The sequence below is a fragment of the Labilibaculum euxinicum genome (assembly GCF_009795715.1).
Classification (GTDB): domain Bacteria; phylum Bacteroidota; class Bacteroidia; order Bacteroidales; family Marinifilaceae; genus Labilibaculum; species Labilibaculum euxinus.
In genome coordinates, this window is sequence record NZ_WTCR01000006.1 from 284,784 (window position 1) to 309,707 (window position 24,924).

Sequence of the window (24,924 nt, forward strand, 5' to 3'; positions counted from 1 at the left end):
GGGAGCAATACAATAACCTATCAATTGAAAGACATAAATATTTTGCGGGTTTCATGTTTTTATACAGATTCCAAAATGAATTAATAGATTGAAAATGAGTGAAGAAAATGATTCATTGGAGCAATTCCTAGATGAAATTAAAAAAGAATGGTTTGATATACTTGATTATTGGGCAGAAAGTACAATTGACAAGCACAATGGTGGTTTTTTAGGAGAGATTGATAATAGCGGGGTGGTGAATAGTAAAATTGCAAAAGGGGTTGTGTTAAACACAAGAATTTTGTGGACATTTTCATCCGCTTATAATTACTGTAAGAATGAGCGGTATCTTGAAATAGCCAAGCGGGCTTTCGATTATATCCTCACCTATTTTTTTGATCATGATAACGGCGGTTTGTTTTGGGCAGTTGATACTGCCGGACAGGTGGTTGATGATAGAAAACAAGCTTATGCACAAGGATTTGGGATTTATGCTTTCTCCGAATATTACAAAGCATCAAAAGATCAAAGGAGCCTTACACATGCAATAAATCTTTTCTATTTATTGGAAAGTAAATACAAAGATGATGAATTTGGAGGTTATGTGGAAGCTTTGAGTAAGGATTGGAAACCATTAAGTGATATGCGATTGAGCACAAAAGATGCCAATGAGCCAAAGTCAATGAATACTCACCTTCATATTATTGAACCCTACACTAATTTGTATAAAGTATGGGAAAATATTGAATTGAAGAATAGCATTAAAGATTTGCTGGCGATATTTTACAATCGTATTCTTAATCAACAAACCTTCCAGTTTCAATTGTTTTTTGATATGGATTGGACCGTAAAATCCAATGAAATATCCTTTGGACACAATATTGAATCGGCTTGGCTGCTTAGCGATGCGGCAAGAGTGATTCATGATGAGAAATGGATTGAGAAAATGGAAACAATAGCCGTTCAGGTAACCGATAAAGTTATTCATGACGGAATGGATCGTGATGGCAGTGTTTTTTACGAGAAAATTGATGGGGTTATTGATAAAGATAAGCACTGGTGGGTTCAAGCCGAGGCGATTATAGGCTTGGTGGATACATACAAAATAACAGGAAATAAAAAGTATTTAGACAGAGCCATTCAAATATGGACATTTGTTAAAGCCAATATTAAAGATGGTAAGGGTGGAGAATGGTTTTGGCGGGTTGATGCAGCAGGAAAACCTGTAGCCAGTGATTGCAAAGTAGGATTTTGGAAATGTCCGTACCATAATACCAGAGCACTAATTGAAAGTTATAGCAGACTAAAAGAATAATCAGAATGAGAAAATTGTTTTTATTACTAATAATGATTGTGTTCAGCATTTGCGTGAATGCTCAAAAAGCAGAGAATTTGGCTTTAACTCCACCTATGGGTTGGAATAGTTGGAATACATTTGGTACAGATATAAATGAGCAGTTGGTAATGCAAACCGCTGATGCTTTTGTTGAATTAGGATTAAAAGAAGCCGGATATGAATATATTGTATTGGATGACGGCTGGATGGCTAAGGAAAGAGATGAAAATAACAATCTGGTTCCGGATCCAAAGAAATTTCCTGGAGGAATAAAATCCATTGTTGATTATGTGCATTCAAAAGGGTTAAAATTTGGTTTGTACGAATGTGCCGGAAATCAAACCTGTGCTGGTTATCCTGGTAGCCGTGGTTTTGAGTATCAGGATGCTAAACTTTTCGCCGAATGGGGAATTGATTTTTTGAAATATGACTGGTGCAATACCGAAAATTTAAATGCAAAAGGAGCTTATGAAACCATGAGAGATGCCTTGCATGCAAGCAAACAACCAATTGTTTTCAGTATTTGCGAATGGGGCGATAATGAGCCTTGGAAATGGGCAAAGGATATTGGACATTTGTGGAGAGTAACTGGCGATATTACCAATTGCTGGGATTGTGAAGTAGGTCATGGAAACTGGTCATCACGAGGCATTTGGCCAATTATTAATCTACGTAAAGACCTCCGGAAATTCGCAGGCCCGGGTCATTGGAACGATTTAGACATGATGGAGGTCGGGAACGGCATGACGGATTCGGAAGATCGTGTACATTTTGCCATGTGGAGTTTGTTGACCTCGCCTCTGATTTTAGGAAACGACCTCCGCAGCATGTCTAACGAAACATTGAAAACAATCGAAAATAAAAATGTAATTGCAGTCAATCAGGATGTTTTGGGTATTCAAGCTTATTGCCATCTGAAAAGTCTGGAATTGGAAATCTGGGTGAAACCTCTTGCCAATGGAGAATGGGCTGTGGCTTTTATTAACATGAGCAACGATGAATTACTCCTTTCCTATGATTGGTGGAAACATCCAATAAACGATCAGCTAACTCACAAGCAATTGGAAAAGAAATACAAAAGTTACTCGATGTACGATCTGTATGCATCCAAAAATATCGGGTTAACCAATAAAAATTTTGAGTCAAAAATTAAAGGGCATGATGTTTTATTGCTAAAACTTAGTCCTCAGAAATAATAAAACCAGCAAACGGGAAGCTGTGTTGAATGGCATTTGCAAGTACGAACCTATCTGGAGTATTTATACACAGCTCCACTAAAAGCGAATAGAATGGATCAGAAAATCTGTTTAAAAGAAAAAATTGGATATAGTTTTGGCGATTTTGCATCTTCTATGTTTTGGAAGATCTTCTCCATGTTTCTCATGATTTTTTACACTGATGTGGTTGAGTTATCTCCTGCATCAGTTGGAACAATGTTGTTATTGACTCGTTTGTGGGATGGATTGAATGACCCGATTATGGGAATTGTTGCAGATAGAACCAGTACATCGAAAGGAAAATTCAGACCCTATCTTTTATGGGTTGCCATTCCGTTTGGAATTATTGGGGTTTTAACCTTTTCCACTCCGGAATTTGGTCCGTCAGGGAAATTGATTTACGCCTATGTAACTTATACCTTAATGATGATGGTGTACACGGCAATTAATGTTCCTTATTCTTCCTTAATGGGAGTAATGACCGATAATTCGGATGAAAGAACATCTTTGGCTTCCTTCAGATTTATTGGTGCCTATTCCGGGGGAATCTTCATGACTGCTTCTATTCCATATTTATTGGATTTTTTTAGGGAAATAGGTTCAAGTGAAGCAGGCAGCTATCAATATTCTGTTGCAATTTATGCTGTTGTAGCAGCTTTCTTTTTCATCATGACCTATTTGTGGACAAAAGAGAGAGTAAAGCCATTGGAAGTGAAAAATTCGATTTGGAAAGATGTAAAAGATTTGGGGAAAAATGCACAGTGGTTTATTATGCTTGGCGCTGGTATTGCTGTGCTGATCTTCAATTCTCTTCGCGATGGAAGCATCATGTATTACTTCAAATATTTTATCAAAGATCAAACAGTTCCTTTACTTGGAGAAATGAAGTGGGATAAATTGGCGGGTGCATATATGACCATTTGGTTGGTAACAAATATGATAGGAGTTTTGTTAGCCAAACCCGTTTCAGCAAGAATAGGAAAGAAGAAAACCTTTATCGGAGCAATGGTTTTGGCATCGTTCTTCAGTATTGCCCTATATTGGCTGCAACCCGGACAAATAGGATTGATTTTTCTGCTCAACATTTTTATTGGAGTAACAGCTGGAATTGTATTGCCGCTAATCTGGTCGATGTACGCTGATATTGCCGATTATTCGGAATGGAAAACCGGACGACGCGCTACTGGATTGGTGTTTTCATCTTCATCAATGTCGCAAAAAATGGGATGGACACTTGGAGGCGCCGTTACAGGTTGGTTGTTGGCCGCTTATGGTTTTGAGGCCAATGCTGAACAATCTTTCGAATCATTAAAAGGAATTCGTTTGATGATTAGTATTTATCCAGCCATTGGTGCCGCGCTTTCTGCTCTGTTTTTATTGCTGTATAAATTGAGCGATAAATATATGAAACAGGTAATTTCCGAATTGGCTGAAAAGCGTCAATAATATAAGTTGAAGTGTCTAACACCTATGGAATTGAAAGTAGTTAAAAACATCTTGTTGAAGTAAATTGGAGAATAGTAATGAGGACAAAATATTTATACATATTAGGATTGGTAATAGGCATGCATTTTTCAGCATTGGGACAAAATGGAAATTCTAATTTTGTTTTGCCTGCGATTTCTCAAAATCAAAATTGCGAATCTGATTTAGTATCAGTGAATTTTTCGAATGAAAATATAGAATACATAGGTCGCTGGGACTTTAGCGGTCAATGCCCAAAGGTGTGGGCTCCTGGAGCTTATCTCCGGTTTCGTTTTAAAGGGAATTCTTGCCGGTTTATTATTGAGGATGAAAACCTATGGGGAAATCATAATTTTATAGAATTGGTAATTGATAATTCAATTGAGAACCGCATCAGACTTAGTGGAAAGTTGGATACAATCTCTCTTCCGACAAATTTAGATTCCGGTGAACACACGGTTTTAATCTGCAAGGATACCGAAGCTGGTATCGGATACATAAAAATAAAAGAGATTCACTGTGCATCGATTATGCCCGGCAAATTATCATCCGAAAGAAAGATTGAGTGCATCGGAAATTCAATTACATGCGGTATGGGCAGCGACGAATCCTATAAAAAATGCGGCACTTCAGAATGGTACGATCAACACAATGCTTATATGGCTTATGGCCCGAGAACGGCCAGAAGATTAAATGCACAATGGCATTTGACTTCTGTTTCGGGAATTGGACTGGTTCATAGTTGTTGCGGATCATCAACGGAAATGCCTGAAGTATTTCACCGAACAAGTTTGGGTATTGATGGCAAAAATTGGGATTTTGACAAATACATTCCAGATGTACTGACGATTTGCCTGGGACAGAATGATGGGATTCAGGATTCTACCTTGTTTTGTAATGCCTACCTTAATTTTATAAAGCTGATTAGAACCTATTATCCAGAAACGCAAATTGTATGTTTAACAAGTCCAATGGGCGATAAAACTTTAAATGATGTCCTGAAAAAATACATCAACAGTGTAGTAGAAAGAAGAAAGAGTGAAGGAGATAACAAAGTGAGTAAATATTTCTTTAAAAACAGGTATATCAGAGGTTGTGACACTCATCCCAATATTGATGATCATGCTTTGATTGCTGACGAATTGGAAATGGAACTTAGAAAACTAATGTGTTGGTAAGCCCAAATGGATTTATATTTTTGATATAAATTAATTTAAATAAGATAAAATGAGAAAATTTCTAATTGTAAGTCTTCTAAGTTGCTTCTGTTTATTTGGCTGTAAGGAGCATGTTGTTAAAATTGCATGTATTGGCGATAGTATTACGCAAGGATTTGGAAGAGATAATCAGGATTCTTATCCAAATCAGATGAACGCAATGTTGGGTGAAAACAAAGAGGTGAGAAATTTTGGTGTTGGTGGCAGAACCATGTTGAAAAAAGGAGACTTTCCCCTTTGGAAAGAAAGCGCTTTTACCGAGGCACTGCAGTATAATGCCGATGTCGCAATAATATTATTGGGAACCAATGATTCAAAGCCTCAGAATTGGGATCAATATGGCAATGAATTCTATTCCAATTATTTGAGTATGATTGATACTCTTAAAACCACCAATCCGAAAATGCAGATTTTTGTTTGTTATCCGCCGCGTGCATTTGCTCAGGTTTGGGGTATTCGTGATTCAGTTATTGTAAATGGCGTTATTCCTGTTATCGATTCCATTTTAACTCAAAGAGATGTTAAATTGATTGATTTGCATTCTGCGATGTACAATAATGAAGATTTGTTTCCGGACAAAATTCATCCTAATAAAATTGGGTACAAACGGATGTCTGAAATTGTTGGTGAGGCTATTAGTAAATAGATATAGTAAGGATTCAAGGAATTTGTTCATGGTTTTGAATTCATAATAAAATTAAAAAAACATATGAAACATTATAAATTTGTCATTTTTTTGTTCACACTGATATTTTCAGGCGCGAACTGTTTTGCTCAGGAAATAAGTCTGTCTCCGCTATTTGGTGATGGTATGGTTATTCAGCGCGATAAGCCTGTTTCTGTATTTGGTGAAGCTCCGGCTAACGAAAAAATTACTGTTCTCTTCAGAGATCAGCAAAAACAAGCAGTCGCAGATGGAAATGGAAAATGGAAAATTGAACTTGATTCTGAAGTTTATGGTGGTCCGAATAACCTGACGGTGAAAACCAAAAATGAAACATTGGAAATTAAAGATGTTTATGTGGGCGAAGTTTGGATCTGTTCCGGTCAATCGAATATGGAAATGCCGCTTTTAGGCAATTGGGCTCATGTTAACAATGCTGAAGAGGAGGTTGCCAATGCAGATCGTCCAAACCTCCACTTTTTTATGGTTGACCGAAACACATCTTTTCAGCCTGAAACAAAAATGGAATCGAAAGGATGGAAAACATGCACTCCCGAGAGCTGTAAAAAATTTTCGGCAGTTGCTTATTTCTTTGGCCGCGATTTGCTTGAAAATTTAAATATGCCCATTGGGTTAATCCAGACAGCTTGGGGAGGAACCGTAGCCGAAGCCTGGACGAGTGCTGAAACCTTAAAAAACATAGCTGATTTTCGGGAGAAAGTACTTCAAATTGAAAAAAATCCAACATCCAAAGAAGAGTTGGAACTAAAATACAAAAAAGACCTTGCTGCTTTTATTCAGGAAACAGGCGAGGCCGATAAAGGAATTAATGGTAAGGATACCATTTTTGCTTCGGTTGATTTGAATGATGCAGATTGGATGCCAATGAATCTGCCGGGTATGGTAGAAAGCACTAAAATTGGATCTGTTGACGGAAGTATTTGGTTCAGAAAAACCATCAGTATTTCTGATGAAAATGCGAATAAAGAAATGACTTTGCACATTGCCGCGCCTGACGATGCCGATGAAACATGGTTTAATGGTGTAAAAGTGGGAGAGAGCACCGAATGGGATGTTCCCAGACAATACAAGCTGGCTTCGAATTTGGTAAAACCCGGTAAAAATGTAATTGCAATTCGTTTATCCGATTATCGTGGTGCCGGTGGTTTTATGGGAGAAGCTTCTCATTTTGCTTTAACATCGGAAGATGGATTTAGAATGGAATTGGCTAAAAACTGGAAGTGTAAGGTCGGATATGATTTAAAAGACATTAAAACAATTCCAATGGAACTAAACGATCCCAATCAACCAACAGTATTGTTTAATGCCATGATTAATCCTTTAATTCCATACAGTTTTCGTGGTGTAATTTGGTATCAGGGAGAAAGCAATACCGGCAGAGCAAAGCAGTACAAAGAATTATTTCCTGCTATGATTAATGACTGGAGGAGCAAATGGGGCGGAGAGGATTTTCCCTTTGTTTTTGTACAGCTGGCTTCTTATCTGAAGCGAAATACGGAACCCGTGAATGATAGTTGGGCCGAACTTCGCGAGGCGCAGCGTTTAACCCTTAAATTACCAAACACAGGAATGGCCGTAGCTGTTGATATAGGAGATGGTAAAAACATTCATCCAGGCAACAAACAGGATGTTGGAAAACGTTTGGCTTTGTGGGCTCGAAACAAAGTTTATGGCGAGAATATCCCTTATTGCGGTCCCACTTATAAAGCGATGCTTGCTAAAAATTCTTCTCTCGTTGTAGAATTTGATCATTGTTACAAAGGGCTCACAGCTTCGGATAACAGAGAGGTAACAGGTTTTGCAATTGCCGGAAAAGATGGAGTTTACCATTGGGCAAAGGCTAAAATTGATAAGAATACAATCATTCTTAGTTCGGATCAGGTGACAGAACCTATTTCGGTGCGTTACGCATGGAGTTCCAATCCCGATTGCAACTTAATCAATTCTGCGAAATTACCAGCGGGTCCTTTTGAAGCGAAATTGTAGATTCCGATGAACGTCCGGAGGAACTAATAGAATTATTATCAAAATAAACTTTGTAAAAACCACAACAAGCTCATGAACAATTACAGGTTGAATTTAATGGCATTACTATTTTTTACAGGACTATTCAATGCATGTCAACCCAATGAAATTCAAAACATGGAAACAAGGGAATTAAACTCTAACTGGACTTATCATCAGGTAAATGGTGAGTTGGCAGGAAAAGCAGCAGTACCCGGAACCATTCATACCGATTTGCTTGCGAATAAACAGATTGAAGATCCGTTTTATCGTACAAACGAAAAAAATCAGCAATGGATTGATAAAGAGGATTGGGAATACAGCAGTTCTTTTCAATTATCCGAAAAGGAAATCAGCAGGCAAAATCTGCGTCTCGATTTTAAAGGATTGGATACTTATGCCGATGTGTATGTTAATGGTTCGTTGGTGTTGAAAGCCGATAATATGTTTCGGGAATGGGAAATAGATATTAAAAGTCTGGTAAAAGCAGGTGAGAATCAACTTCGCATTTATTTTCATTCTCCTGTTAAAAAAGGATTGGAATTATTGAATGCATCAGCCTATACATATCCTGCGGGTAACGATCAATCAGAAAATGGCGGGTTGGGCGACAAAAAAGTGTCGGTTTTCACACGCAAAGCCGGTTATCATTATGGCTGGGATTGGGGACCGCGTTTCGTGACTTCAGGTATTTGGCGGCCAATTGAGCTTAAAGCCTGGGATGAAGCTCGTATTAAAGATGTGTTCATTCAGCAAAAATCGGTAAAGAAAGAGCAGGCAAAACTGATTGCTGATTTTACTGTGGAAGCAAACGAAGCTTTTACAGGAAAAGTAATCGTAAAAGATCAATCTACCGGCAAAGAATTGCTGAATAAGCAGGTTGAAATTGAAAAAGGAAACAGTTTGATTTCTGTTCCATTCAATATCGAAAATCCGAAATTGTGGTGGTCGAACGGATTGGGTGAGCCGAACAGGTACCAATTCGAAGCTCAATTGGTGAAGGACAATTCGGTGATATCTAAATACGTGCTAAGCACAGGATTGAGAAGTCTGAAGCTGGTTCGGGAAAAAGATGAGGCAGGGGAGTCGTTCTATTTTGAACTAAATGGCGTGGCAGTATTTGCAAAAGGTGCAAATTACATTCCCAATGATAATTTTTTGCCACGGGTTAGCAAAGCAGATTACGAAAAGGTAATTACCGATGCAAAAGATGCCAACATGAACATGCTTCGTGTTTGGGGTGGCGGCACATACGAGAACGATATTTTCTATGATCTGTGCGATAAAAACGGCATTATGGTTTGGCAGGATTTCATGTTTGCCTGCTCCATGTATCCGGGCAACGAGGAATTTTTAGAAAATGTGAAACAGGAAGCCAAAGACAATATTGTGCGTTTGCGCAATCATCCATCCATTGCCCTTTGGTGCGGAAACAACGAAATAAATACTGCCTGGAGTTATTTTTCCAAAGCCGGTTGGGGTTGGAAAGAATTATATAACGAAGAACAACGGGAAGAAATTCAAAAGGCATACATGGATATTTTCCATGCCATTTTACCGGACGCAGTTGCGGAATATACAGATGGAGATGACTATTGGCCATCGTCACCACAGGCAGGATTCGAACCCGAAAAGCATGCGGCTTACGACAGCAGGAGCGGAGATATGCACTATTGGGGCGTGTGGCACGGATTGCATCCGTTCGAGGATTTTGACAAATACAAAGCTCGTTTTATGAGCGAATACGGTTTTCAATCTTTCCCCGATTTCGAAACGGTGAAAAAGTACACCTTACCCGAAGATTACAACATTGAATCAGAAGTGATGGCTTCTCATCAGCGAAGCGGAATAGGTAATTTACGCATTAAAGAATACATGGGTTGGGATTACAAAGTACCCGCTGATTTTGAGGAATTTCTATACATGAGTCAGGTATTGCAGGCAAGGGGAATAAAAACCGCTGTTGAGGCACACCGGCGGGCCAGACCTTATTGCATGGGAACTCTTTACTGGCAGATTAATGATTGCTGGCCGGTTGCCAGTTGGAGCAGTACCGATTATTATCACAAATGGAAAGCCATGCATTACATGGTTCGAAAAGCATATAAACCCGTTTTGGTATCTGCTTTTGCAAAAAATGATACTCTGTCCATTTATGGTGTTTCAGATTTATTGGTTGGGAAGAAGGGTGTTTTGAGTCTGAATCTGATCAGTTTTGAAGGAGAACAATTGTTCAAACAGGAAATTTATGTTGATTTGAAAGCCAATACCAGTTCGGTACTTTTCAAAAGCAGTCTTGCTGATCTACTTGGTAAATTCGATAAAAAGTCGGTTGTGCTGCAAATGGAAGTAAAAGAAGAGGATCGGCTTCTGGCTGACGGCAGGTACTATTTTGCCAAACCAAAAGATCAACTTTTGCCCGAAGCTAAGATTGACGTACAATTGATCGAAAAAGAAGACAGGCACTTTATTCAAGTTTCAGCCGATAAATTAGTTCGCGACTTGTACCTGAGTTTTAAGGATTCAGATATTAGATGTTCCGATAATTACTTTGATTTACTGCCGGGCGAAAAACGAACAATAGAATTGACAGGAAATGATTTACCAAAGCAAAGCGATTTGCAAATAAGGCATTTGCAGCAAATTTCCGAGTAAGAAAAACTACAGCACCTAAAAAAGTATTGGTGCATAAACTTATAAAAATTATGAACAAGACTCTACTCTTTTTATTAGCCGGTTTACTCATCGTTTTTTCTGCTTGTCAGCAAAAACATGAAGCCAACTTTGTTAAAGTGGCTAACAATGGATTCACACTAAACGGAAAGGAATATAACTTTAAAGGAGCCAATTATTGGCAGGGAATGAATCTGGGAGCGCCTCAATCGGGCGATCAGCAGCGATTAGTAAGGGAACTGGATGAAATGCAGGAATTGGGGATTACCAATTTGCGGATATTGGCTGCAAGTGAAGCGGACTCTGCTATGCGCTACTGTATCCATCCAGCCCTGCAAACGGCTCCGGGAGTGTATAATAATGATATATGGCAAGGATTGGATTTTCTACTTGCCGAAATGGGAAAAAGAGAGATGAAAGCGGTTATGGTGCTTGGTAATTTCTGGACCTGGAGTGGGGGATTTCCTCAGTATCTGCGTTGGGCAGGTATGGGGGAAGTTCCCTATCCTCAGGAGCCTCCAACTTCGTGGCAGCAGTTCACCGACTACTCCAAACAGTTTTTTAGCAACGATTCGGCGCAGGAGATGATGAAGAATCATATTAAAACCATTATTGGCAGAATTAATTCGATAACCGGAAAAGCCTATAAAGATGATGCTGTGATTATGGCCTGGCAATTGGCGAACGAACCACGGGGTTACGATGTGCCTAAGCAACTGCAGAAATGGACGCGTGCCACTTCAGCCTATATCAAAAGTCTTGATTCAAATCATTTGGTGAGTTTGGGTACCGAAGGAAATACGGCCGATTTGGTTTCCGGGGTTAATGTTTTAATTGATAACGACGATTCGAATATCGATTACATAACCATGCACATCTGGGCACAAAATTGGGGTTGGTATAGTCCCGAACAAAGCGATTCGGTATACACTGAAATGCTTCAAAAGGTAAATTCTTATTGGGATGTTCACGTAGATGCAGCTAAAAAGCTTCAAAAGCCAATAGTGCTCGAAGAATTTGGAATTGCCCGCGATGGTTCATCTTTTTCTCCCGACACAACGACCAATTGCCGCGATCGTTTTTTCGAATTTATTTTCAACAAAGTAGATGAATCCATAAAGAATAATGGAATGGTGAGAGGTGTAAATTTTTGGTCCTATTCAGGAGAAGGAAGACCACTACATCCAGGAAAATTCTGGAAAAAAGGCGATACTTATTTAGGGGATCCTCCTCACGAATTGCAGGGATGGTATGGAGTGTATGATAAAGATTCTACAACTCTCGCAATCATAAAACGATGCTGCGAATCTAAATTTTAGTCATTCCTCCACAGTTCGTGTTCGGGAAAACAGAATCAATGAGATATCAGAAAGACGCGGTTTTTTATCGCGTCTTTTTATTGTGAAAAACCCCAACCGCTGTAAAGCAATTGGGGGTACATATTCAAAATATATATGTGGTAGTAGTTTCTATTTAATTAATATTCCAAGCTGTTCTAAGGTTTGGCGTTCCGATCTTTCGTAAAACAGATCCAGACAAGCGCGTAAATCGGTGCAGTATGCCATTAATTTGTTAAAAGTTTCTTGTTTTCGAACCGTGGCAACCTGAGCTTCACCATCCTCTTTTTCCGCTTTTATTTTTAGCTCATCAATTTTTTCCAATTGCTGTGCCATTTCAGTAATTTTTTCAGAGCCTAATTCAACCAATGCTAATTTATCCTGAATTACAACGTGCTGAAGAACTGCATTTGTAGTTTCCTCACATAGGTTTTTCCAGTCAGCATAGTTGCCCGGTATTTCCTTGTTTAAACGAAGAAGAGTTCTTAGTTCGGCGTTATTCTTAAAGAAGTAACGTCCGGCTTTACGGATCTTAACCAATTGCCCGTAGATCTTTTCGTATACAATCTTAAATTCACGATTTGCTTCTGTCGATTCAATTTTTTCTGTCGATTGGCTTTCGAAAGCCGATTTCGCATTCTCGTAAAGCTTTACTCCATCCAAAATCCGCTTTTCCGGATAAATCGCCGCAATTCTTGTTTTAATAGCTTCGTTACCCGATAAACCATATACGAGTATTCTACATTCTTCTAAGGATTTTTGTAAACTTTTTGGCATGATAATATCTTTTTCAGGGTCAATTGTTCTGTTTATCTATATGTTTTTTTTAAGCGATACTGAAAGTAAGTATAATATTTTAAAAAACAAAAACATAAGAAATTAAAGTTATGTTTTAATGTGAAGATGGATATGTTAATAAGGGGTGGAAATTGATTGGCAGGCTATAAAAAACGCAATGTGCCAAGGTATTTTACTTTTTATGATTAGGAATTCATTTTTTTAACTAAAAATTTACTTTTTTCCCCAGGGAAGGAACTTTTTACCATTGGGAGAAAGCTTTTTAGGACAGGGAAAGCACTTTTGTACATAAGGAATATACTTTTTAGGATTGGGAGGACGCTTTTTCCGACAAATTGTCGCTTTTGAACATAGGGAAGCCACTTTTTAGGATCGGGAACTTACTTTATGGCAGAGGGATGTCTTTTCCTGAAATAGCTTGACAGATTATTACTTAATTTATGATAGTAGTATTGTTCTTTAATCTATCTACGGTTGAACAAATTTATAAAAATCTTTTTACTGCTATCTTAACGGCAAAAGATTCTTATTTCTGATCCGGCATTACAGTTTAAGAGATAAGCCTAAAATTGTAATCCAGGAGTTTCTTAATTTCTGAAAATTCATACTTTCTTCAATTTTATTCCTGATTTTCCATTACGCCTTTTTCAGGTATTCCTGAATCTTGATTACTGGTAGATATTTCGTCACTCTTAATAATATGGAGTTTAATTTGCGTCCTGTCAATGTTATTAGAAGTACAAATTTTCGAAAGAATACTATCCAGAGGAGCAAGAACTTCAATGTCTTTTATTTCTGCATCATATTCATTAAAAAGCTCCCAATAAAGCTCTCTTAGTTTTTCTTCCGTATTTTCTTGAATTCGTTCTATCTTAAAAATAGAAATCCAATTGACGTTATTAAGTAATCCCCAAATTCCAAAGAATAAACTTATAGATATAATAGCCTGAAATAATAAGAGTTTCATATTTTTAATCTGAAATAAGCTTGGTTAAAATTATTTCCCGGGTATTTCTGTTTTCGGATGACAAAGTATATCGGTTAAGCGGCCATAGAACCACCACGATACATGAATTCCTTTTCGTGTGTTTACTGCTGTATATATTGTAGTTATAAATTCGGCCAGATTGAAAATAAAAGCAGTAATCAGATAGGAAAAGTATCTGTTTGTAATGGGTTCGGAATCAAACAGGATTGCTGCGGTCCACCAAAAGCCAAAGCTGTTTATGAATAGCAAAGAGAATTGCGATAACAATGCCTGTGTGCAGTGCCAGCGAACAAAGTAGGTTCCTTTTCTATTGGCAATAAAAAAAAAGAAAGTTGCAATCAAATTTATTATAGGGAGAGGTAACCCGGCTACCAGGGCAGCAAGCGACATCACATAGCTGTTCGAAGCTTTTTCAGCTTCATAATCTTTTGGTTCGTAAGCAAACTTACCAGTTGATATCATATGTCTTTATAAATGTTCCAAATCCAATTTAAGAGAACCAACACGATAAGAGGTATGGCAACGGGTTTTTGTTTTAGGATGTGCTCTGCTTTGTTGTAAAAAATAAAAAAGCTATCCTTTTTAAGCAGAAAATCAATACAGATCCAAATCGGACTTGCCGTCATTATTAAAAATAGAAGAAAACCAATAGGATTTAAAAGAAAAGCCTGTTCTATCCTGCCATGAAGCAAAGATAGAACAGACCTTGTAGAGCCGCAGGAAGGACAGGGAATTGTGCTTATTTTTTTAAACAAACAAACATTTATTTCATTCGGAAATATTGAAGTTTCTTTATTTAGGTTGATAAATAACCATAGATACCCCACTAAACATGCACCAATCAGTAGCATATAAAGCCGATTCCTGCTTCCTGCCATTAAGCCAGTGCCTGCATAAGTTTCGACAAGTTTTTTCCTTTTGCTGCGCCCATAATCAGAAACCAATCAATAAGGGTCCAGATTCCAAAGCCACCACATGTTACCAATTTGCCAATTCCCAATCCTGTATCGCCTAAAAAGAAACGATCGATACCCAGTGTTCCGCCAAGTAAGGAAACGATTAAACTTGTTGTTGGATCTTTAAATGAAATAGATTGAACAATTGCCCATTTTGATTCATCGGCATTTTTTAAACTTTCTCTTACTCCGATAATCTGGTGACTTTCAAAAAACTTTCCATAGGTCATGATAAACATGTCCACTTTCTGTGAATCCATTTTGCTAAATTATATATTATGATCCTACTCGTTTGGCTTTTCGGATACGCCCTATTTTTATAGTGGTGTTTGATTCCACAGTTCCGTTTTTATTTGTAAAATAAAAAAGCGCTAATTTATGAAAATCATTTTTCTTAACATACTAAAAAGATAAATTAATACCTTCCTTATCGAAGTTTTTAGATTTACTTATTTCAATTTTTTTCGGGGAAGAACGCAAGTTTATTTGCGAATGGGTGTCTAAGCATTTAAATTCACATAATCAGCATCGAAGTATTTTTACCATGATTGAAAAGGAGTTAGTTGAACAACTCAAATCCGGAAACGAAACTGCATTTCGCCAGCTTGTAGAGACCTATCAGGCAATGGTGGTGAATACGGCTATGGGGATGATTCACAATCAGACAGATGCTGAAGATGTTGCTCAGGATGTTTTTATTCAGGTTTATCATTCGATAGCTGATTTTAGAAGTGAGTCGAGTCTGAAAACCTGGTTGTACCGAATTACAATAACACGCAGTTTAAATGCAATTCGGGCCAATAAAAGGAGAAAGTTTTTTAGTCGTATCGAAGATTTTTTTCAGGGAAAAAAGGAAGAGGTTCAGGAAAAGGCAGGTTTTGTAAATCCCGGTAAGGCTCTCGAGGAAAAAGATCATGCCAATGCAATTCATGCAGCTTTGGATTCTTTGCCCGAAAATCAGAAAATTGCTTTTACATTGAGTAAGTATGAGGAACTGAGCTATGTAGAAATTGCTGAGTTGATGCAGATTTCGAAATCGTCGGTAGAGTCGCTGCTGTTTAGGGCAAAATCGAATTTGCAGAAAAAACTCATCGGGTATTATAAAAATTTTAGGAGGTAGCGCAAGTTTTTATTAAGAGTGGTGTCCAATATAAAAAACAATACAAATGAAATGCAACGAGGTAAATAGCAAACTAATTTTTTATCTGGAAAAGGAACTTTTGAAAGATGAAATGCTGCAGGTGGAAAATCATTTGTCGAAGTGCAGTTCATGTTCCGATCGCTTGGTTTTACTTCAGTCGGCTATGGGAGTTATTGAGAAGGAGAAATTTTTACAGCCGAATCCATATTTTGTATCAAAAACGATGAACCGTTTTAAGGAAGAGCAAAGAAAAGCCAATCAGCCGGTTTTTACCAGACTATTAATGCCTGCCTTTGTGAGTATCCTGTTTGTATTGGCTATTGGATCGGGCATTTTTATGGGAGCAAATTTTGCTTCGGATACTGAAAATATTCAGCAATCGAATTTGATTGATCCCTATTTTAACGAAATAGATAACGAAACCATTGAATTGTTCTTTTTAAACGATGGATATCATGAATAAAGCGAATAAAATTTGGATGTGGCTGGCTTTAATTTTACTGGCAGTTAATTTGTCAACGATTGGTTCGTTTTGGTATCACATGCAGCAGGAAAGAATTGTGGAAGAAAATAAGGTGGAGATGCCTGATGAATTCAGAACTCGTTTTCTGAAAGATCAATTGGGCTTGAATGAAGAGGAGAAGATGATATTCCGATCATTAAACAGGAACTACAATCACGATGCAAACCAGATTATGAATCGGTTGAGTGCTTTGCGAAGCGAGATGGTGCAGCAATTGGGAAACAAGAATTGCGATACTTTGAAACTGAAAAATATTGCCGGTGAGATTGGCGAGATGCATAGGGAGTTGAAATTGACAACTGTTCAGTTTTATTTGGATATGAAGAGTGAATTGAATGAAGAGCAACAGGCCAAACTATATGATTTGTTTAGCCGCTTGCTGCAAAAGGATGAAAATGTAAAAACACCAAAAGGCAGAAGAAGAGGCTGGGGACATGGTAATGGTCCCGGCGGTAGAAATCAATAGCGTTTTATTGTAAATATTCTTTTTAGGAAGTGATTTGTATTGCATCCCGGGAGAAGTATGTCAAAAAAATAATTAAAAAATGAGATCATGAAAACACAAAATTTAGTTAGAAACTTAGGATTACTATTGATGGTAATCATGTTTACAATTCCTGCTGCCGACAGTTTTGCACAAAACAGACGCAGGGCAAATGATTGCAGTCAGATTTCAAATTTAACGGTTGAACAGAACAAGCAGTTGAATGATTTGAGAGCAGATCATTTGAAAGTGATGGACGCTTTGCGTGCCGAAAGAAGGGCCGCTGTAAGTAATAGCGACAGAGCAAATGTGAGAGAAAAAATGCAGGCAGAGCTAAGCAAACATACCAATGCAGTAAGCGCAGTGCTTACTCCTGAACAGCGCGTGCAATACCTGCAAAACAGAAACTCAAATGCACAGTATATTTCAGGAAAAGGCCGAAGAGGCAGAGCTTGTGGTAATGGTTGCGGACAAGGCCGAAGAGGCAGAGGTGGACAAGGTCGTGGAAACTGGTAATGGATATTTTAAAATTGAAAACAAAATTCAGAAATCATGAAACGTCCATGTATAAAGCTTTCTACACACAGGGAAATGATTATATGGTAAGTTCCATCTGACAAAAACTTAAAATTATAAACAGATGAATAATAGAATGACAAAATTTTTAATCGCTTTTGCACTGAGTTTTGGCTTTTTTGCCTGCGACAGTGAGGATGGAGGAACGGAAGCTTTAGCAAATTTGCCCTTGGTTGAAGTTTCGACCGATGGATATACCGATATCATTACGGCGAACTTAAAAACGGTATTGAGTATGGATACAACAGTTGCTGATGAAAGTGAGCAGGAGGGATTGCTGCTAATGCGTGAAGAAGAGTTGCTGGCTCATGATACATACAGTCTGTTTGCTGATTTGTATGATGTAAGGATTTTCAGCAATATTACCCGTTCGGAATCAACTCATGCAGCAGCAGTATTAACTTTGTTGGATTTGTTTGGAATTGAGGATCCGGCAACCGGAATTGCGGGGGAATACAATAATGAGACATTGCAAACTTTGTATGATGAATTAAGCGAAAAAGGGAAATTGTCAATAGAAGAAGCCCTAAAGGCCGGTGCATTTATTGAAGAAGTGGATATTAAAGATTTAGAGGATTTGATGGCTGAAACTGAGAATGAGGATATTCTTTTGGTGTATGATAATTTGCAGAGAGGTTCACGAAATCATTTACGGGCTTTTGTTCGGGTGTTAAGTACTTATGGTGTAGATTATGAGCCTACAGTTTTAGGTGAGGATAATTTTAATGAGATCATTAATTCGGATACCGAACGCGGTAGTGGCTGTTTGAATGATTATCAAAATAAATACAGAAACCGTAAAGGGAACGGAAATGGATGGAATTGATTTTCCGGGTTTAGAAAGATTGTAGGGTAATCGCGAAAATAAAGGCTGTTGATGCAATATCAACGGCCTTTTATTCTTAGGAAATGTTTCGAAATAACTTGACGCTTTAAGCTTGTTCTTTTGCCCATTAAGTTCCTTGAAAAAACATTTAATAGCCCGCTATTAGCAATTTCTGCAACTTCTTAAAGAACAAAGTCACGTCGCTTTAATCAGTCAATTTATTCCCTCACAATCCCTTATCAGAAGTGATGATCGTTTCTGAAATTTTCCTTAAGTTTGAATTTCGAAAGAATCAAAACATAAAAAACAGATATGGAAATTAGAAAAAATGAAACTCAGTTGGTTTGTATTGCCAGATTTATTGCGAATGAGGGCGAGGCCGATCAGTTAATCAAAAATTTACATGCTTTATTATTGCCAACACATCAGGAGGGAGGGTGCATTCGTTACGAACTAAATCAGAGCATCGATAATCCGCATGTAATTACTTTTGTAGAGAAGTTTTACGATCAGAAAACCTTCGACGAGCATTGCAGTCAAAAATATATTACCGACTTTTTTAATGATGGCAAACCAGATCACGTAAAGGAGTTTGATGTGAGCCTGCACAAGGAGATATTAAAGTAGCATGGTTTAACCAAAGGGAGACGCAAAGGCGTACAAAGTAGGAAAAAGAAAAAGAGGCAAACCGATCTGATTTGAGAAAGATTTCGGTTTACCTCTTTTTAGTTCAGTTAAACTCTACTCGAAAAGAGTTGAATTTAAGAGAATATTAATTCGCTTTGATCCATGGCTGACCCACTTTCAAAATTGTACGACCAGCAACGTCGTTAATAATGATAGCAGCCATCATGTACCAGGCGCATAATGCACAAATAATCAATTCGTATCCAGCTACCTCATCTAAAATTGGAAATCCAAAATGACCTAAGTCCAAAAGAATGAAACCAATAAGTAATGTAGTAAAAGTGGTAGCCATTGCAGCATGAATAAAGAATGATGCTACCCATAAAATAACAGTAAATAAGGTCCATGCAACCAGGTAATATCCAACATCAGTGGTCGATGATTTGTATACTCCGTAAAAATTCATCAGCCAGATAACACCTAAACCAATCCAAAATGAACCGTAACCGGAAAATGCTGCAAAACCGAAATTGTTGCCGTTTTTGTGCTCGAGCATACCAGCCATAAGCTGTGCCAGTCCACCAAAAACAAATCCCATTGCAACAACAGGACCTAATCCACACAATCCGATGTTATGAAACTGCAATAAAAGGGTTGTCAATCCAAACCCACCAAGTCCGACTACAGCCGGATTACCTAATTTTACGTTGCTCATCTATATATATTTATTCTGATTTTTCAGATCGCAAAACTAGCAATTAGATCAAGAGACCAGTACTATATCTAAGTAGTTATAAAACATGCTTTTAGCTTGTGTTTTTGTTTTGAGAAATGTAAGATTCTGATTGTTAGTGTTTAAATGTGTTTTGTTCTGAAGCTTAAGAACTCTTGTGTGTTGTAGAATACTCGCAAACATACTGAAAAAGAGGATGAAAGATACTTAAATAAAAAATCCTCATGTAATTGAATACATGAGGATAGTTTCTTTTTGAAATTGAGAATATTTTATCGTCCAATCAACTCTAATTCTTTACTCGAAATATCTCTCATCTCAACTTTACGGATTTTACCGGTTACCGTGGTTGGAAACTCACTTGTGAATTTAAAATACTTAGGAATTTTATAGGTTGCAATTTGCCCTTTGCAATAATCTCTAAGTTCTTCTTCGGTGGCCGATTTTCCTTCTTTAAATTTTATCCAGGCCATTACAACTTCGCCGTATTTGTAGTCGGGCACACCAATTACATATACTTCGCTAATGCTTTCGTGAGAATGGAAGAATTCTTCAATTTCGAATGGAGAAATATTCTCTCCACCGCGAATAATCAGATCTTTTATTCTACCAGTTATGGTTACGTAACCATCCTCGTCCATGCTGGCCAAATCACCTGTATGCATCCATCCGGCATTATCAATAACCGATTTGGTAGCTTCTTCATTGTTCCAGTATTTTAGCATTACAGAGTATCCCCGGGTACAAAATTCACCACCTTCACCACGCGCAACAATCTTTCCCGTTTCCGGATCAATAATCTTAATTTCCTGATGAGGATGAACCCGGCCAACCGTTCCTACTCTTTTACTTAGTTCATCATTAACAAATGTTTGAGTGGAAACAGGAGAGGTTTCTGTCATGCCATAGCAGATGGCTACTTCTTTCATGTTCATTTTTTCCTGAACCTCAAGCATTGCTTTTTCAGGACAGGATGCTCCCGCCATAATACCGGTACGTAAACTGCTTAAATCGTATTTTTCAAAATTAGGATGTTCCAATTCCGCAATAAACATCAAAGGCACTCCGTAAAGTGAGGTGCATTTCTCATCTTGAACAGTTTTTAGTACAGTTTCTGCTTCAAATGCTTCACCTGGAATTACCATTGCGGAACCATGAGTAATACAAGCCAAATTGCCTAATACCATACCAAAGCAGTGATAAAACGGTACAGGAATACAAACCCGGTCTGTTTCATTGTAATGCAAACGCTCACCAATAAAGTAGCCGTTGTTCAAAATGTTGTGATGGGTTAGGGTTGCTCCCTTTGGAAAACCTGTTGTTCCCGAAGTGTATTGAATATTGATCGGATCATCAAACTGAAGCTGAGATTCTATTTCTTCTATTTGAGATGTTGAAATTCTCTTGCCTGCCTCAATTAATGCATGCCAGTCCCGATCTAAGATTACAATTTGTTTTAGATGAATGCAGGATTGTCTTACTTCCTGAATAATTTCGAAGTAGTTGGTTTTTCGAAATCCTTCCGACATAATTAAAAGACTAATTTCTGATTGACGAAGGGCAAATTTAAGTTCTGCTGATTTATAGGCCGGATTAACATTTACCAAAATAGCACCAATTCGTGCTGTGGCAAATTGAACAATTACCCATTCGTGTCTGTTCGGTGACCATATTCCAACCCGATCTCCTTTTCCAACACCAAATGCAAGTAGTCCTTTTGCTACTTCTTCAATTTGTTGCCAAAATTCAAGATATGTTGCTTTGTAATTTTGATAAGGAACAATTAAGGCATCTCTATCGCCAAATAATTCAACTGTTTTGCGAAGTCGTTCAATAATTGTTTCGCCTAAAAGAGGCAAATTCGAGCTTCCGTGCTCGTAAGATAGTTTGTTCATTCTTTTATGTATAAATGAGCCAATTGAACACAATTAACCCGTGATGTGATTATCTCTAATACATCAATTAACAATTGAAAACCATCTTTCTGCAGTTAACCGGAACCGGCTAAACTTTTTTGATTAGGAAGTAATAAAAGTTGTGATGGAGCTTTAGCTCCTTGTTTTAATATGGGCGCAATTTATAAAAAATAATTTAGCAGACAACAAATATGACCGGGATAATAGAACCAATTCCTGGGATATTGAATTAAGTATTTCACCTTAAAACAGTTTCAGTTTGATTCTATGAAGTGATCAGCAAAAAAAAGGAAGATTATTAATCTTCCCATACAATTGTTTTAAAATCATCAAAGAAGGGGCCAAATTGAATTTCTGAAATTTGATTGTTGTCAAGCCAAAGATGCAGATTTTCGTTTGGGAAAAATATCAATTCATGAGTTGGAAATTCCTCTGAAGCAACGTCCTCAAATTCCGGTTTTCCAAGTTGAAAAAGTTCCAGTTCAGCCAGCAGCATTTTTTTACTTAAACCAACCTTAATGAATTGAAAAATACTGTATTGCTCATTCAGAACCGAAATGTAGCTGAGTCTGTTCTGATCAATGGATTCGAATGTAAAGCTAAGTCCTTTGTCAATGTATAAAAGTGTGACACTTACTTCATCCGGAGAAAGGGAGTATTCTCCAACATCATCTGCGTTTCCCAGTATTTTTTCAACTTCGGCACGTTGCATGCCAAATTGAATTCCTAAGATACCTTTACCCAATATGATGTCGTTTTTATTCATACAATTACTTTTCGAATGGATATTTTAAACCTATTTGTTCTCTTACTTGATCCATTATTGATAATATTCTTTTACTTTTTAATAAAGGTATTACAGAACTTTCAACTGCTCCTTTTTTCAGCAATTCATTTACCGCAAAAGCTTCATGATTATACCCAAGTTGCAATTCTTTATTGATAAACTCTAATTTTTTATCAGGACTTATTAAAAATGCTTTTTTAGCCATCCAAAATTGAGGGATTTCTATGCGTCCTTTGGTACCACAAATTACGGCCTCATTTTTAAGTTCGGAAACCAGAGAACTTGAAATTTGTGCCAATCCGCCATTGATATATTTTAATTGGATGCTGTTGTAATCATCAATTCCAGTTTTAGAAAAATGAGCCATTGCCTGTATGTCTTCAATTTCTTCATCAAACACCAATTCAGCTATTGCAATACCATATATTCCAATATCTAATAAAGCGCCACCCGCCAAATCCGGATTTGCCAAACGAATTTTTTCATCCATATTACCAGCATAGCCAAAACTTACCTGTACTTGTTTAACTTCGCCTATTTTACCTTCCCGAATCCAATTCATGGCTTCGATAATGGCTGGCAGGTAATAGGTCCACAGTGCTTCCATGAAAAATAAATTCTTTTCTTTGGCCAGATTTTGAAGAAGTTCAAACTCTGCAGAGTTTACAGTAACCGGTTTTTCGCACAAAACAGATTTTCCATTGTTCAGACAAAGTCTGGCATGCTCCAAATGAAAATTGTGAGGCGTCGCAATGTACACAACATCAATATCTGAATTTTTCACCATTTCTTCGTAAGAAGAATATGCCTTCGGAATTTCAAATTCATGAGCAAATTCTGTGGATCGGTCTTGCGATCTTGAGGCGACAGCAATAATTGTCCCATTGTTCACAACTTTAAAATCTTCTGCAAATTTCTTCGCAATTCTGCCTGCACCTAAAATTCCCCATTTAATAGTCATAAAAACATGTGTTTACCTAATATTTTATTCAAAAAGAATATAAAAACGAATTCTTTTGAAAAATCAGGATTCGGATATAAATTTTCTGATTGTTAAATATAAGCTTTTGTTCCAAAAAGTGAAATGAAAAACAGTATTGTTTAAATGTGTTTTTTATTAATAAAATCAATTTCAGGTCGGAATTGAGCATTCTGTTTTTTTACCAACCTGTTGAATATCATCTCTGATTATATTCTCTTACCTCTTTCTGTTCTTAGTAAATTGATTGGGAAACTTAGAGGAAATGTTTCTAAATAGCTGAAAAAAGTTTACCAAGCCATTCAAAATGTCTATTTTTATGCTTTCAAAATCAAAACATAAAAGAATGGCTATAGATTTTCGAGCTACTGAATATATTCTTGAGTCTTTACAGACAGGAAAGAAATTTGAAGATGAAGGGTGGACTTTGGATGCTCCTGCTGAAGAAAAAGCTTGTTTAATAAGAACGAAATATCAAAAAAAGCAGCTTGAGCTTAAGGATAGTTCGTTGGGGATTTATAAGTTCGCCGATTGGTTACCTATTCACAGAACATTGGAAGGATCATCTGCTCCGGCAACATATAAAAGTGAAGGGTTGTCTAAATATTTGGGATTAGAAAATTTATATATCACATTTAGTGGGTACTGGCCTGAGAAGGGAGCAAATTTCAGAACCTGTTCATTCAAAGAAACTGAGGCTTTTTCGGTAAGTGGCAGATTGAGTGATACAGGACAGATACTTGTGGTTGCATCTGCAGGAAATACTGCACGTGCATTTGCAAGAGTGTGTTCCGATAATAATATTCCTTTGTTGCTTTGTGTTCCAGAGGATAATATTGATGCGCTATGGTTCGATGAGCCAATTAAGGAGAATGTTAGGTTGATTGCAACAAAATCGGGAAGCGATTATTTTGATGCTATTCATTTATCGAATCTGGCTTGTCAGTTAGACGGTTTCATTACTGAAGGCGGAGCTAAAAATGTTGCCCGAAGAGATGGAATGGGAACTACAGTTCTTTCTGCGGTAACAGAGATTGGTAAAATTCCTGATTACTATTTTCAGGCAGTTGGCAGTGGAACAGGTGCAATTGCGGCATGGGAAGCTAATCTTCGTTTTATTGAAGATGGCCGTTTTGGTTCCAACAAAATGAAATTGATGGTGTCTCAGAATACGCCTTTCTTGCCAATGTATGATGCATGGAAAGCTGATTCGAGAGAAATATTGCCACTAGACGATAATTTGGCGAGAAAACAAGTGGAAGAAATCGTAGCTAAGGTGTTGTCGAATCGCAAACCTCCTTATTCAATTGTTGGAGGAATGTTTGATGCGATAAAGGATGCCGGTGGAGATGTTTTGAAAGCGACCAACGATGAAGCAATGGAAGCGTCCAAAATATTTGAAGAGACTGAAGGAAATGATATTCACCCTGCTTCTGCTGTTGCTGTAGCTAGTTTAATTAAATATGTGCAGGAAGGAAATATTAATAAAAAAGCTTGCATCATGTTGAATATAACCGGAGGAGGAGAAGAACGTTTTAAAAGAGAAAAAGAGGTTTGCTATCTGAAACCATCTCATATCTTCGACATTAATCCTGAACTTGATTCGCTAAAAGAGGTGCTGGAGAAGCTCTTTAAAATAGAATCTTCAGAAATAATATAAAAAAAAGCAGGCTTTTAG

Annotated in this window: 24 protein-coding genes; 15 read left to right on the plus strand and 9 right to left on the minus strand. The window is 37.5% G+C overall.

The window, feature by feature from the left end:
- The first annotated feature begins 94 nt into the window (after window positions 1–94).
- From GQR60_RS10260 to GQR60_RS10295, 8 genes are all read left to right on the plus strand, one after another.
- Window positions 95–1,294 carry an AGE family epimerase/isomerase gene (locus GQR60_RS10260; protein ID WP_124992831.1) on the plus strand — a complete coding sequence of 400 codons (1,200 nt, stop codon included), beginning with the start codon at window positions 95–97 and terminating at the stop codon, window positions 1,292–1,294.
- Between the two features lie 5 nt (window positions 1,295–1,299).
- Entirely contained in the window at window positions 1,300–2,511 is a 1,212-nt protein-coding gene (locus GQR60_RS10265; protein ID WP_124992832.1) for a glycoside hydrolase family 27 protein, read from the plus strand.
- Between the two features lie 93 nt (window positions 2,512–2,604).
- Entirely contained in the window at window positions 2,605–3,978 is a 1,374-nt protein-coding gene (locus tag GQR60_RS10270; RefSeq protein WP_124992833.1) for an MFS transporter, read from the plus strand.
- 77 nt (window positions 3,979–4,055) lie between these two features.
- Window positions 4,056–5,174, plus strand: a complete 1,119-nt coding sequence (locus GQR60_RS10275) for an SGNH/GDSL hydrolase family protein (RefSeq protein WP_124992834.1) — start codon at window positions 4,056–4,058, stop codon at window positions 5,172–5,174.
- 49 nt (window positions 5,175–5,223) lie between these two features.
- On the plus strand, window positions 5,224–5,859 hold the full coding sequence (locus GQR60_RS10280) for a GDSL-type esterase/lipase family protein (protein WP_124992835.1): 636 nt from the start codon (window positions 5,224–5,226) through the stop codon (window positions 5,857–5,859).
- A gap of 63 nt (window positions 5,860–5,922) precedes the next feature.
- Window positions 5,923–7,884, plus strand: coding sequence for a sialate O-acetylesterase (locus GQR60_RS10285; protein WP_124992836.1), 1,962 nt, complete (start codon window positions 5,923–5,925; stop codon window positions 7,882–7,884).
- Window positions 7,885–7,956: 72 nt separating this feature from the next.
- The gene (locus GQR60_RS10290; RefSeq protein WP_124992837.1) at window positions 7,957–10,557 is read left to right on the plus strand and encodes a beta-mannosidase; all 2,601 of its coding nucleotides are present in this window, start codon (window positions 7,957–7,959) and stop codon (window positions 10,555–10,557) included.
- A 50-nt stretch (window positions 10,558–10,607) separates the two neighbouring features.
- On the plus strand, window positions 10,608–11,894 hold the full coding sequence (locus GQR60_RS10295) for a glycoside hydrolase 5 family protein (RefSeq protein ID WP_124992838.1): 1,287 nt from the start codon (window positions 10,608–10,610) through the stop codon (window positions 11,892–11,894).
- Between the two features lie 150 nt (window positions 11,895–12,044).
- On the opposite strand, the gene GQR60_RS10300 is transcribed toward GQR60_RS10295, so the two are convergent.
- The 5 genes from GQR60_RS10300 to GQR60_RS10320 form a co-directional block, all read right to left on the minus strand.
- Window positions 12,045–12,689 (minus strand): hypothetical protein, encoded by a 645-nt coding sequence (locus GQR60_RS10300; RefSeq protein ID WP_124992839.1) that lies wholly within the window; start codon window positions 12,687–12,689, stop codon window positions 12,045–12,047.
- A gap of 640 nt (window positions 12,690–13,329) precedes the next feature.
- A complete protein-coding gene (locus GQR60_RS10305) occupies window positions 13,330–13,677 on the minus strand; it encodes a hypothetical protein (RefSeq protein ID WP_124992840.1) in 348 nt (115 codons plus the stop codon).
- Window positions 13,678–13,707: 30 nt separating this feature from the next.
- A complete protein-coding gene (locus GQR60_RS10310; protein WP_124992841.1) occupies window positions 13,708–14,160 on the minus strand; it encodes a hypothetical protein in 453 nt (150 codons plus the stop codon).
- Complete coding sequence (locus GQR60_RS20390) at window positions 14,157–14,576, minus strand: DUF2752 domain-containing protein (RefSeq protein WP_124992842.1); 420 nt, start codon at window positions 14,574–14,576, stop codon at window positions 14,157–14,159. Before GQR60_RS20390 ends, GQR60_RS10310 begins: the two co-directional genes overlap by 4 nt.
- Window positions 14,576–14,914 (minus strand): TM2 domain-containing protein, encoded by a 339-nt coding sequence (locus tag GQR60_RS10320; protein WP_124992843.1) that lies wholly within the window; start codon window positions 14,912–14,914, stop codon window positions 14,576–14,578. The genes GQR60_RS20390 and GQR60_RS10320 overlap by 1 nt, the downstream gene beginning before the upstream one ends.
- 284 nt (window positions 14,915–15,198) lie before the next feature.
- On the opposite strand from GQR60_RS10320, the gene GQR60_RS10325 reads away from it, so the two are divergent.
- The 6 genes from GQR60_RS10325 to GQR60_RS10350 all read left to right on the plus strand — a co-directional run bounded on the left by GQR60_RS10325 (window position 15,199) and on the right by GQR60_RS10350 (window position 18,831).
- On the plus strand, window positions 15,199–15,774 hold the full coding sequence (locus GQR60_RS10325) for an RNA polymerase sigma factor (RefSeq protein ID WP_124992844.1): 576 nt from the start codon (window positions 15,199–15,201) through the stop codon (window positions 15,772–15,774).
- 46 nt (window positions 15,775–15,820) lie between these two features.
- Complete coding sequence (locus GQR60_RS10330) at window positions 15,821–16,258, plus strand: anti-sigma factor family protein (protein WP_124992845.1); 438 nt, start codon at window positions 15,821–15,823, stop codon at window positions 16,256–16,258.
- Window positions 16,251–16,784, plus strand: coding sequence for a periplasmic heavy metal sensor (locus GQR60_RS10335; RefSeq protein ID WP_160463457.1), 534 nt, complete (start codon window positions 16,251–16,253; stop codon window positions 16,782–16,784). The genes GQR60_RS10330 and GQR60_RS10335 overlap by 8 nt, the downstream gene beginning before the upstream one ends.
- An 87-nt stretch (window positions 16,785–16,871) precedes the next feature.
- Complete coding sequence (locus tag GQR60_RS10340) at window positions 16,872–17,318, plus strand: Spy/CpxP family protein refolding chaperone (RefSeq protein ID WP_124992847.1); 447 nt, start codon at window positions 16,872–16,874, stop codon at window positions 17,316–17,318.
- A 124-nt stretch (window positions 17,319–17,442) separates the two neighbouring features.
- On the plus strand, window positions 17,443–18,204 hold the full coding sequence (locus GQR60_RS10345; RefSeq protein WP_124992848.1) for a DUF2202 domain-containing protein: 762 nt from the start codon (window positions 17,443–17,445) through the stop codon (window positions 18,202–18,204).
- 312 nt (window positions 18,205–18,516) lie between these two features.
- A complete protein-coding gene (locus tag GQR60_RS10350) occupies window positions 18,517–18,831 on the plus strand; it encodes a putative quinol monooxygenase (protein WP_101307842.1) in 315 nt (104 codons plus the stop codon).
- A 145-nt stretch (window positions 18,832–18,976) separates the two neighbouring features.
- Here the strand turns inward: GQR60_RS10350 and GQR60_RS10355 are convergent, their stop codons facing one another.
- The 4 genes from GQR60_RS10355 to GQR60_RS10370 form a co-directional block, all read right to left on the minus strand.
- The gene (locus GQR60_RS10355) at window positions 18,977–19,546 is read right to left on the minus strand and encodes an acetate uptake transporter (RefSeq protein ID WP_124992849.1); all 570 of its coding nucleotides are present in this window, start codon (window positions 19,544–19,546) and stop codon (window positions 18,977–18,979) included.
- Window positions 19,547–19,836: 290 nt separating this feature from the next.
- Complete coding sequence (locus GQR60_RS10360) at window positions 19,837–21,459, minus strand: AMP-binding protein (RefSeq protein WP_124992850.1); 1,623 nt, start codon at window positions 21,457–21,459, stop codon at window positions 19,837–19,839.
- Between the two features lie 319 nt (window positions 21,460–21,778).
- A complete protein-coding gene (locus tag GQR60_RS10365) occupies window positions 21,779–22,246 on the minus strand; it encodes a hypothetical protein (protein ID WP_124992851.1) in 468 nt (155 codons plus the stop codon).
- 4 nt (window positions 22,247–22,250) lie between these two features.
- Window positions 22,251–23,228, minus strand: coding sequence for a Gfo/Idh/MocA family protein (locus tag GQR60_RS10370; protein ID WP_124992852.1), 978 nt, complete (start codon window positions 23,226–23,228; stop codon window positions 22,251–22,253).
- 364 nt (window positions 23,229–23,592) lie between these two features.
- On the opposite strand from GQR60_RS10370, the gene GQR60_RS10375 reads away from it, so the two are divergent.
- Window positions 23,593–24,906 (plus strand): cysteate synthase, encoded by a 1,314-nt coding sequence (locus GQR60_RS10375; RefSeq protein ID WP_124992853.1) that lies wholly within the window; start codon window positions 23,593–23,595, stop codon window positions 24,904–24,906.
- The last annotated feature ends 18 nt before the right edge of the window (window positions 24,907–24,924 follow it).

Coding starts and splice junctions, on each gene's coding strand:
- GQR60_RS10375 (WP_124992853.1), top strand. CDS start 23,593: ATGGCTATAGATTTTCGAGCTACTGAATATATTCTTGAGTCTTTACAG.
- GQR60_RS10310 (WP_124992841.1), bottom strand. CDS start 14,160: ATGATATCAACTGGTAAGTTTGCTTACGAACCAAAAGATTATGAAGCT.
- GQR60_RS10340 (WP_124992847.1), top strand. CDS start 16,872: ATGAAAACACAAAATTTAGTTAGAAACTTAGGATTACTATTGATGGTA.
- GQR60_RS10345 (WP_124992848.1), top strand. CDS start 17,443: ATGAATAATAGAATGACAAAATTTTTAATCGCTTTTGCACTGAGTTTT.
- GQR60_RS10285 (WP_124992836.1), top strand. CDS start 5,923: ATGAAACATTATAAATTTGTCATTTTTTTGTTCACACTGATATTTTCA.
- GQR60_RS10260 (WP_124992831.1), top strand. CDS start 95: ATGAGTGAAGAAAATGATTCATTGGAGCAATTCCTAGATGAAATTAAA.
- GQR60_RS10305 (WP_124992840.1), bottom strand. CDS start 13,677: ATGAAACTCTTATTATTTCAGGCTATTATATCTATAAGTTTATTCTTT.
- GQR60_RS20390 (WP_124992842.1), bottom strand. CDS start 14,576: ATGGCAGGAAGCAGGAATCGGCTTTATATGCTACTGATTGGTGCATGT.
- GQR60_RS10265 (WP_124992832.1), top strand. CDS start 1,300: ATGAGAAAATTGTTTTTATTACTAATAATGATTGTGTTCAGCATTTGC.
- GQR60_RS10365 (WP_124992851.1), bottom strand. CDS start 22,246: ATGAATAAAAACGACATCATATTGGGTAAAGGTATCTTAGGAATTCAA.
- GQR60_RS10335 (WP_160463457.1), top strand. CDS start 16,251: ATGAATAAAGCGAATAAAATTTGGATGTGGCTGGCTTTAATTTTACTG.
- GQR60_RS10300 (WP_124992839.1), bottom strand. CDS start 12,689: ATGCCAAAAAGTTTACAAAAATCCTTAGAAGAATGTAGAATACTCGTA.
- GQR60_RS10370 (WP_124992852.1), bottom strand. CDS start 23,228: ATGACTATTAAATGGGGAATTTTAGGTGCAGGCAGAATTGCGAAGAAA.
- GQR60_RS10280 (WP_124992835.1), top strand. CDS start 5,224: ATGAGAAAATTTCTAATTGTAAGTCTTCTAAGTTGCTTCTGTTTATTT.
- GQR60_RS10325 (WP_124992844.1), top strand. CDS start 15,199: ATGATTGAAAAGGAGTTAGTTGAACAACTCAAATCCGGAAACGAAACT.
- GQR60_RS10355 (WP_124992849.1), bottom strand. CDS start 19,546: ATGAGCAACGTAAAATTAGGTAATCCGGCTGTAGTCGGACTTGGTGGG.
- GQR60_RS10330 (WP_124992845.1), top strand. CDS start 15,821: ATGAAATGCAACGAGGTAAATAGCAAACTAATTTTTTATCTGGAAAAG.
- GQR60_RS10290 (WP_124992837.1), top strand. CDS start 7,957: ATGAACAATTACAGGTTGAATTTAATGGCATTACTATTTTTTACAGGA.
- GQR60_RS10295 (WP_124992838.1), top strand. CDS start 10,608: ATGAACAAGACTCTACTCTTTTTATTAGCCGGTTTACTCATCGTTTTT.
- GQR60_RS10275 (WP_124992834.1), top strand. CDS start 4,056: ATGAGGACAAAATATTTATACATATTAGGATTGGTAATAGGCATGCAT.
- GQR60_RS10320 (WP_124992843.1), bottom strand. CDS start 14,914: ATGGATTCACAGAAAGTGGACATGTTTATCATGACCTATGGAAAGTTT.
- GQR60_RS10360 (WP_124992850.1), bottom strand. CDS start 21,459: ATGAACAAACTATCTTACGAGCACGGAAGCTCGAATTTGCCTCTTTTA.
- GQR60_RS10350 (WP_101307842.1), top strand. CDS start 18,517: ATGGAAATTAGAAAAAATGAAACTCAGTTGGTTTGTATTGCCAGATTT.
- GQR60_RS10270 (WP_124992833.1), top strand. CDS start 2,605: ATGGATCAGAAAATCTGTTTAAAAGAAAAAATTGGATATAGTTTTGGC.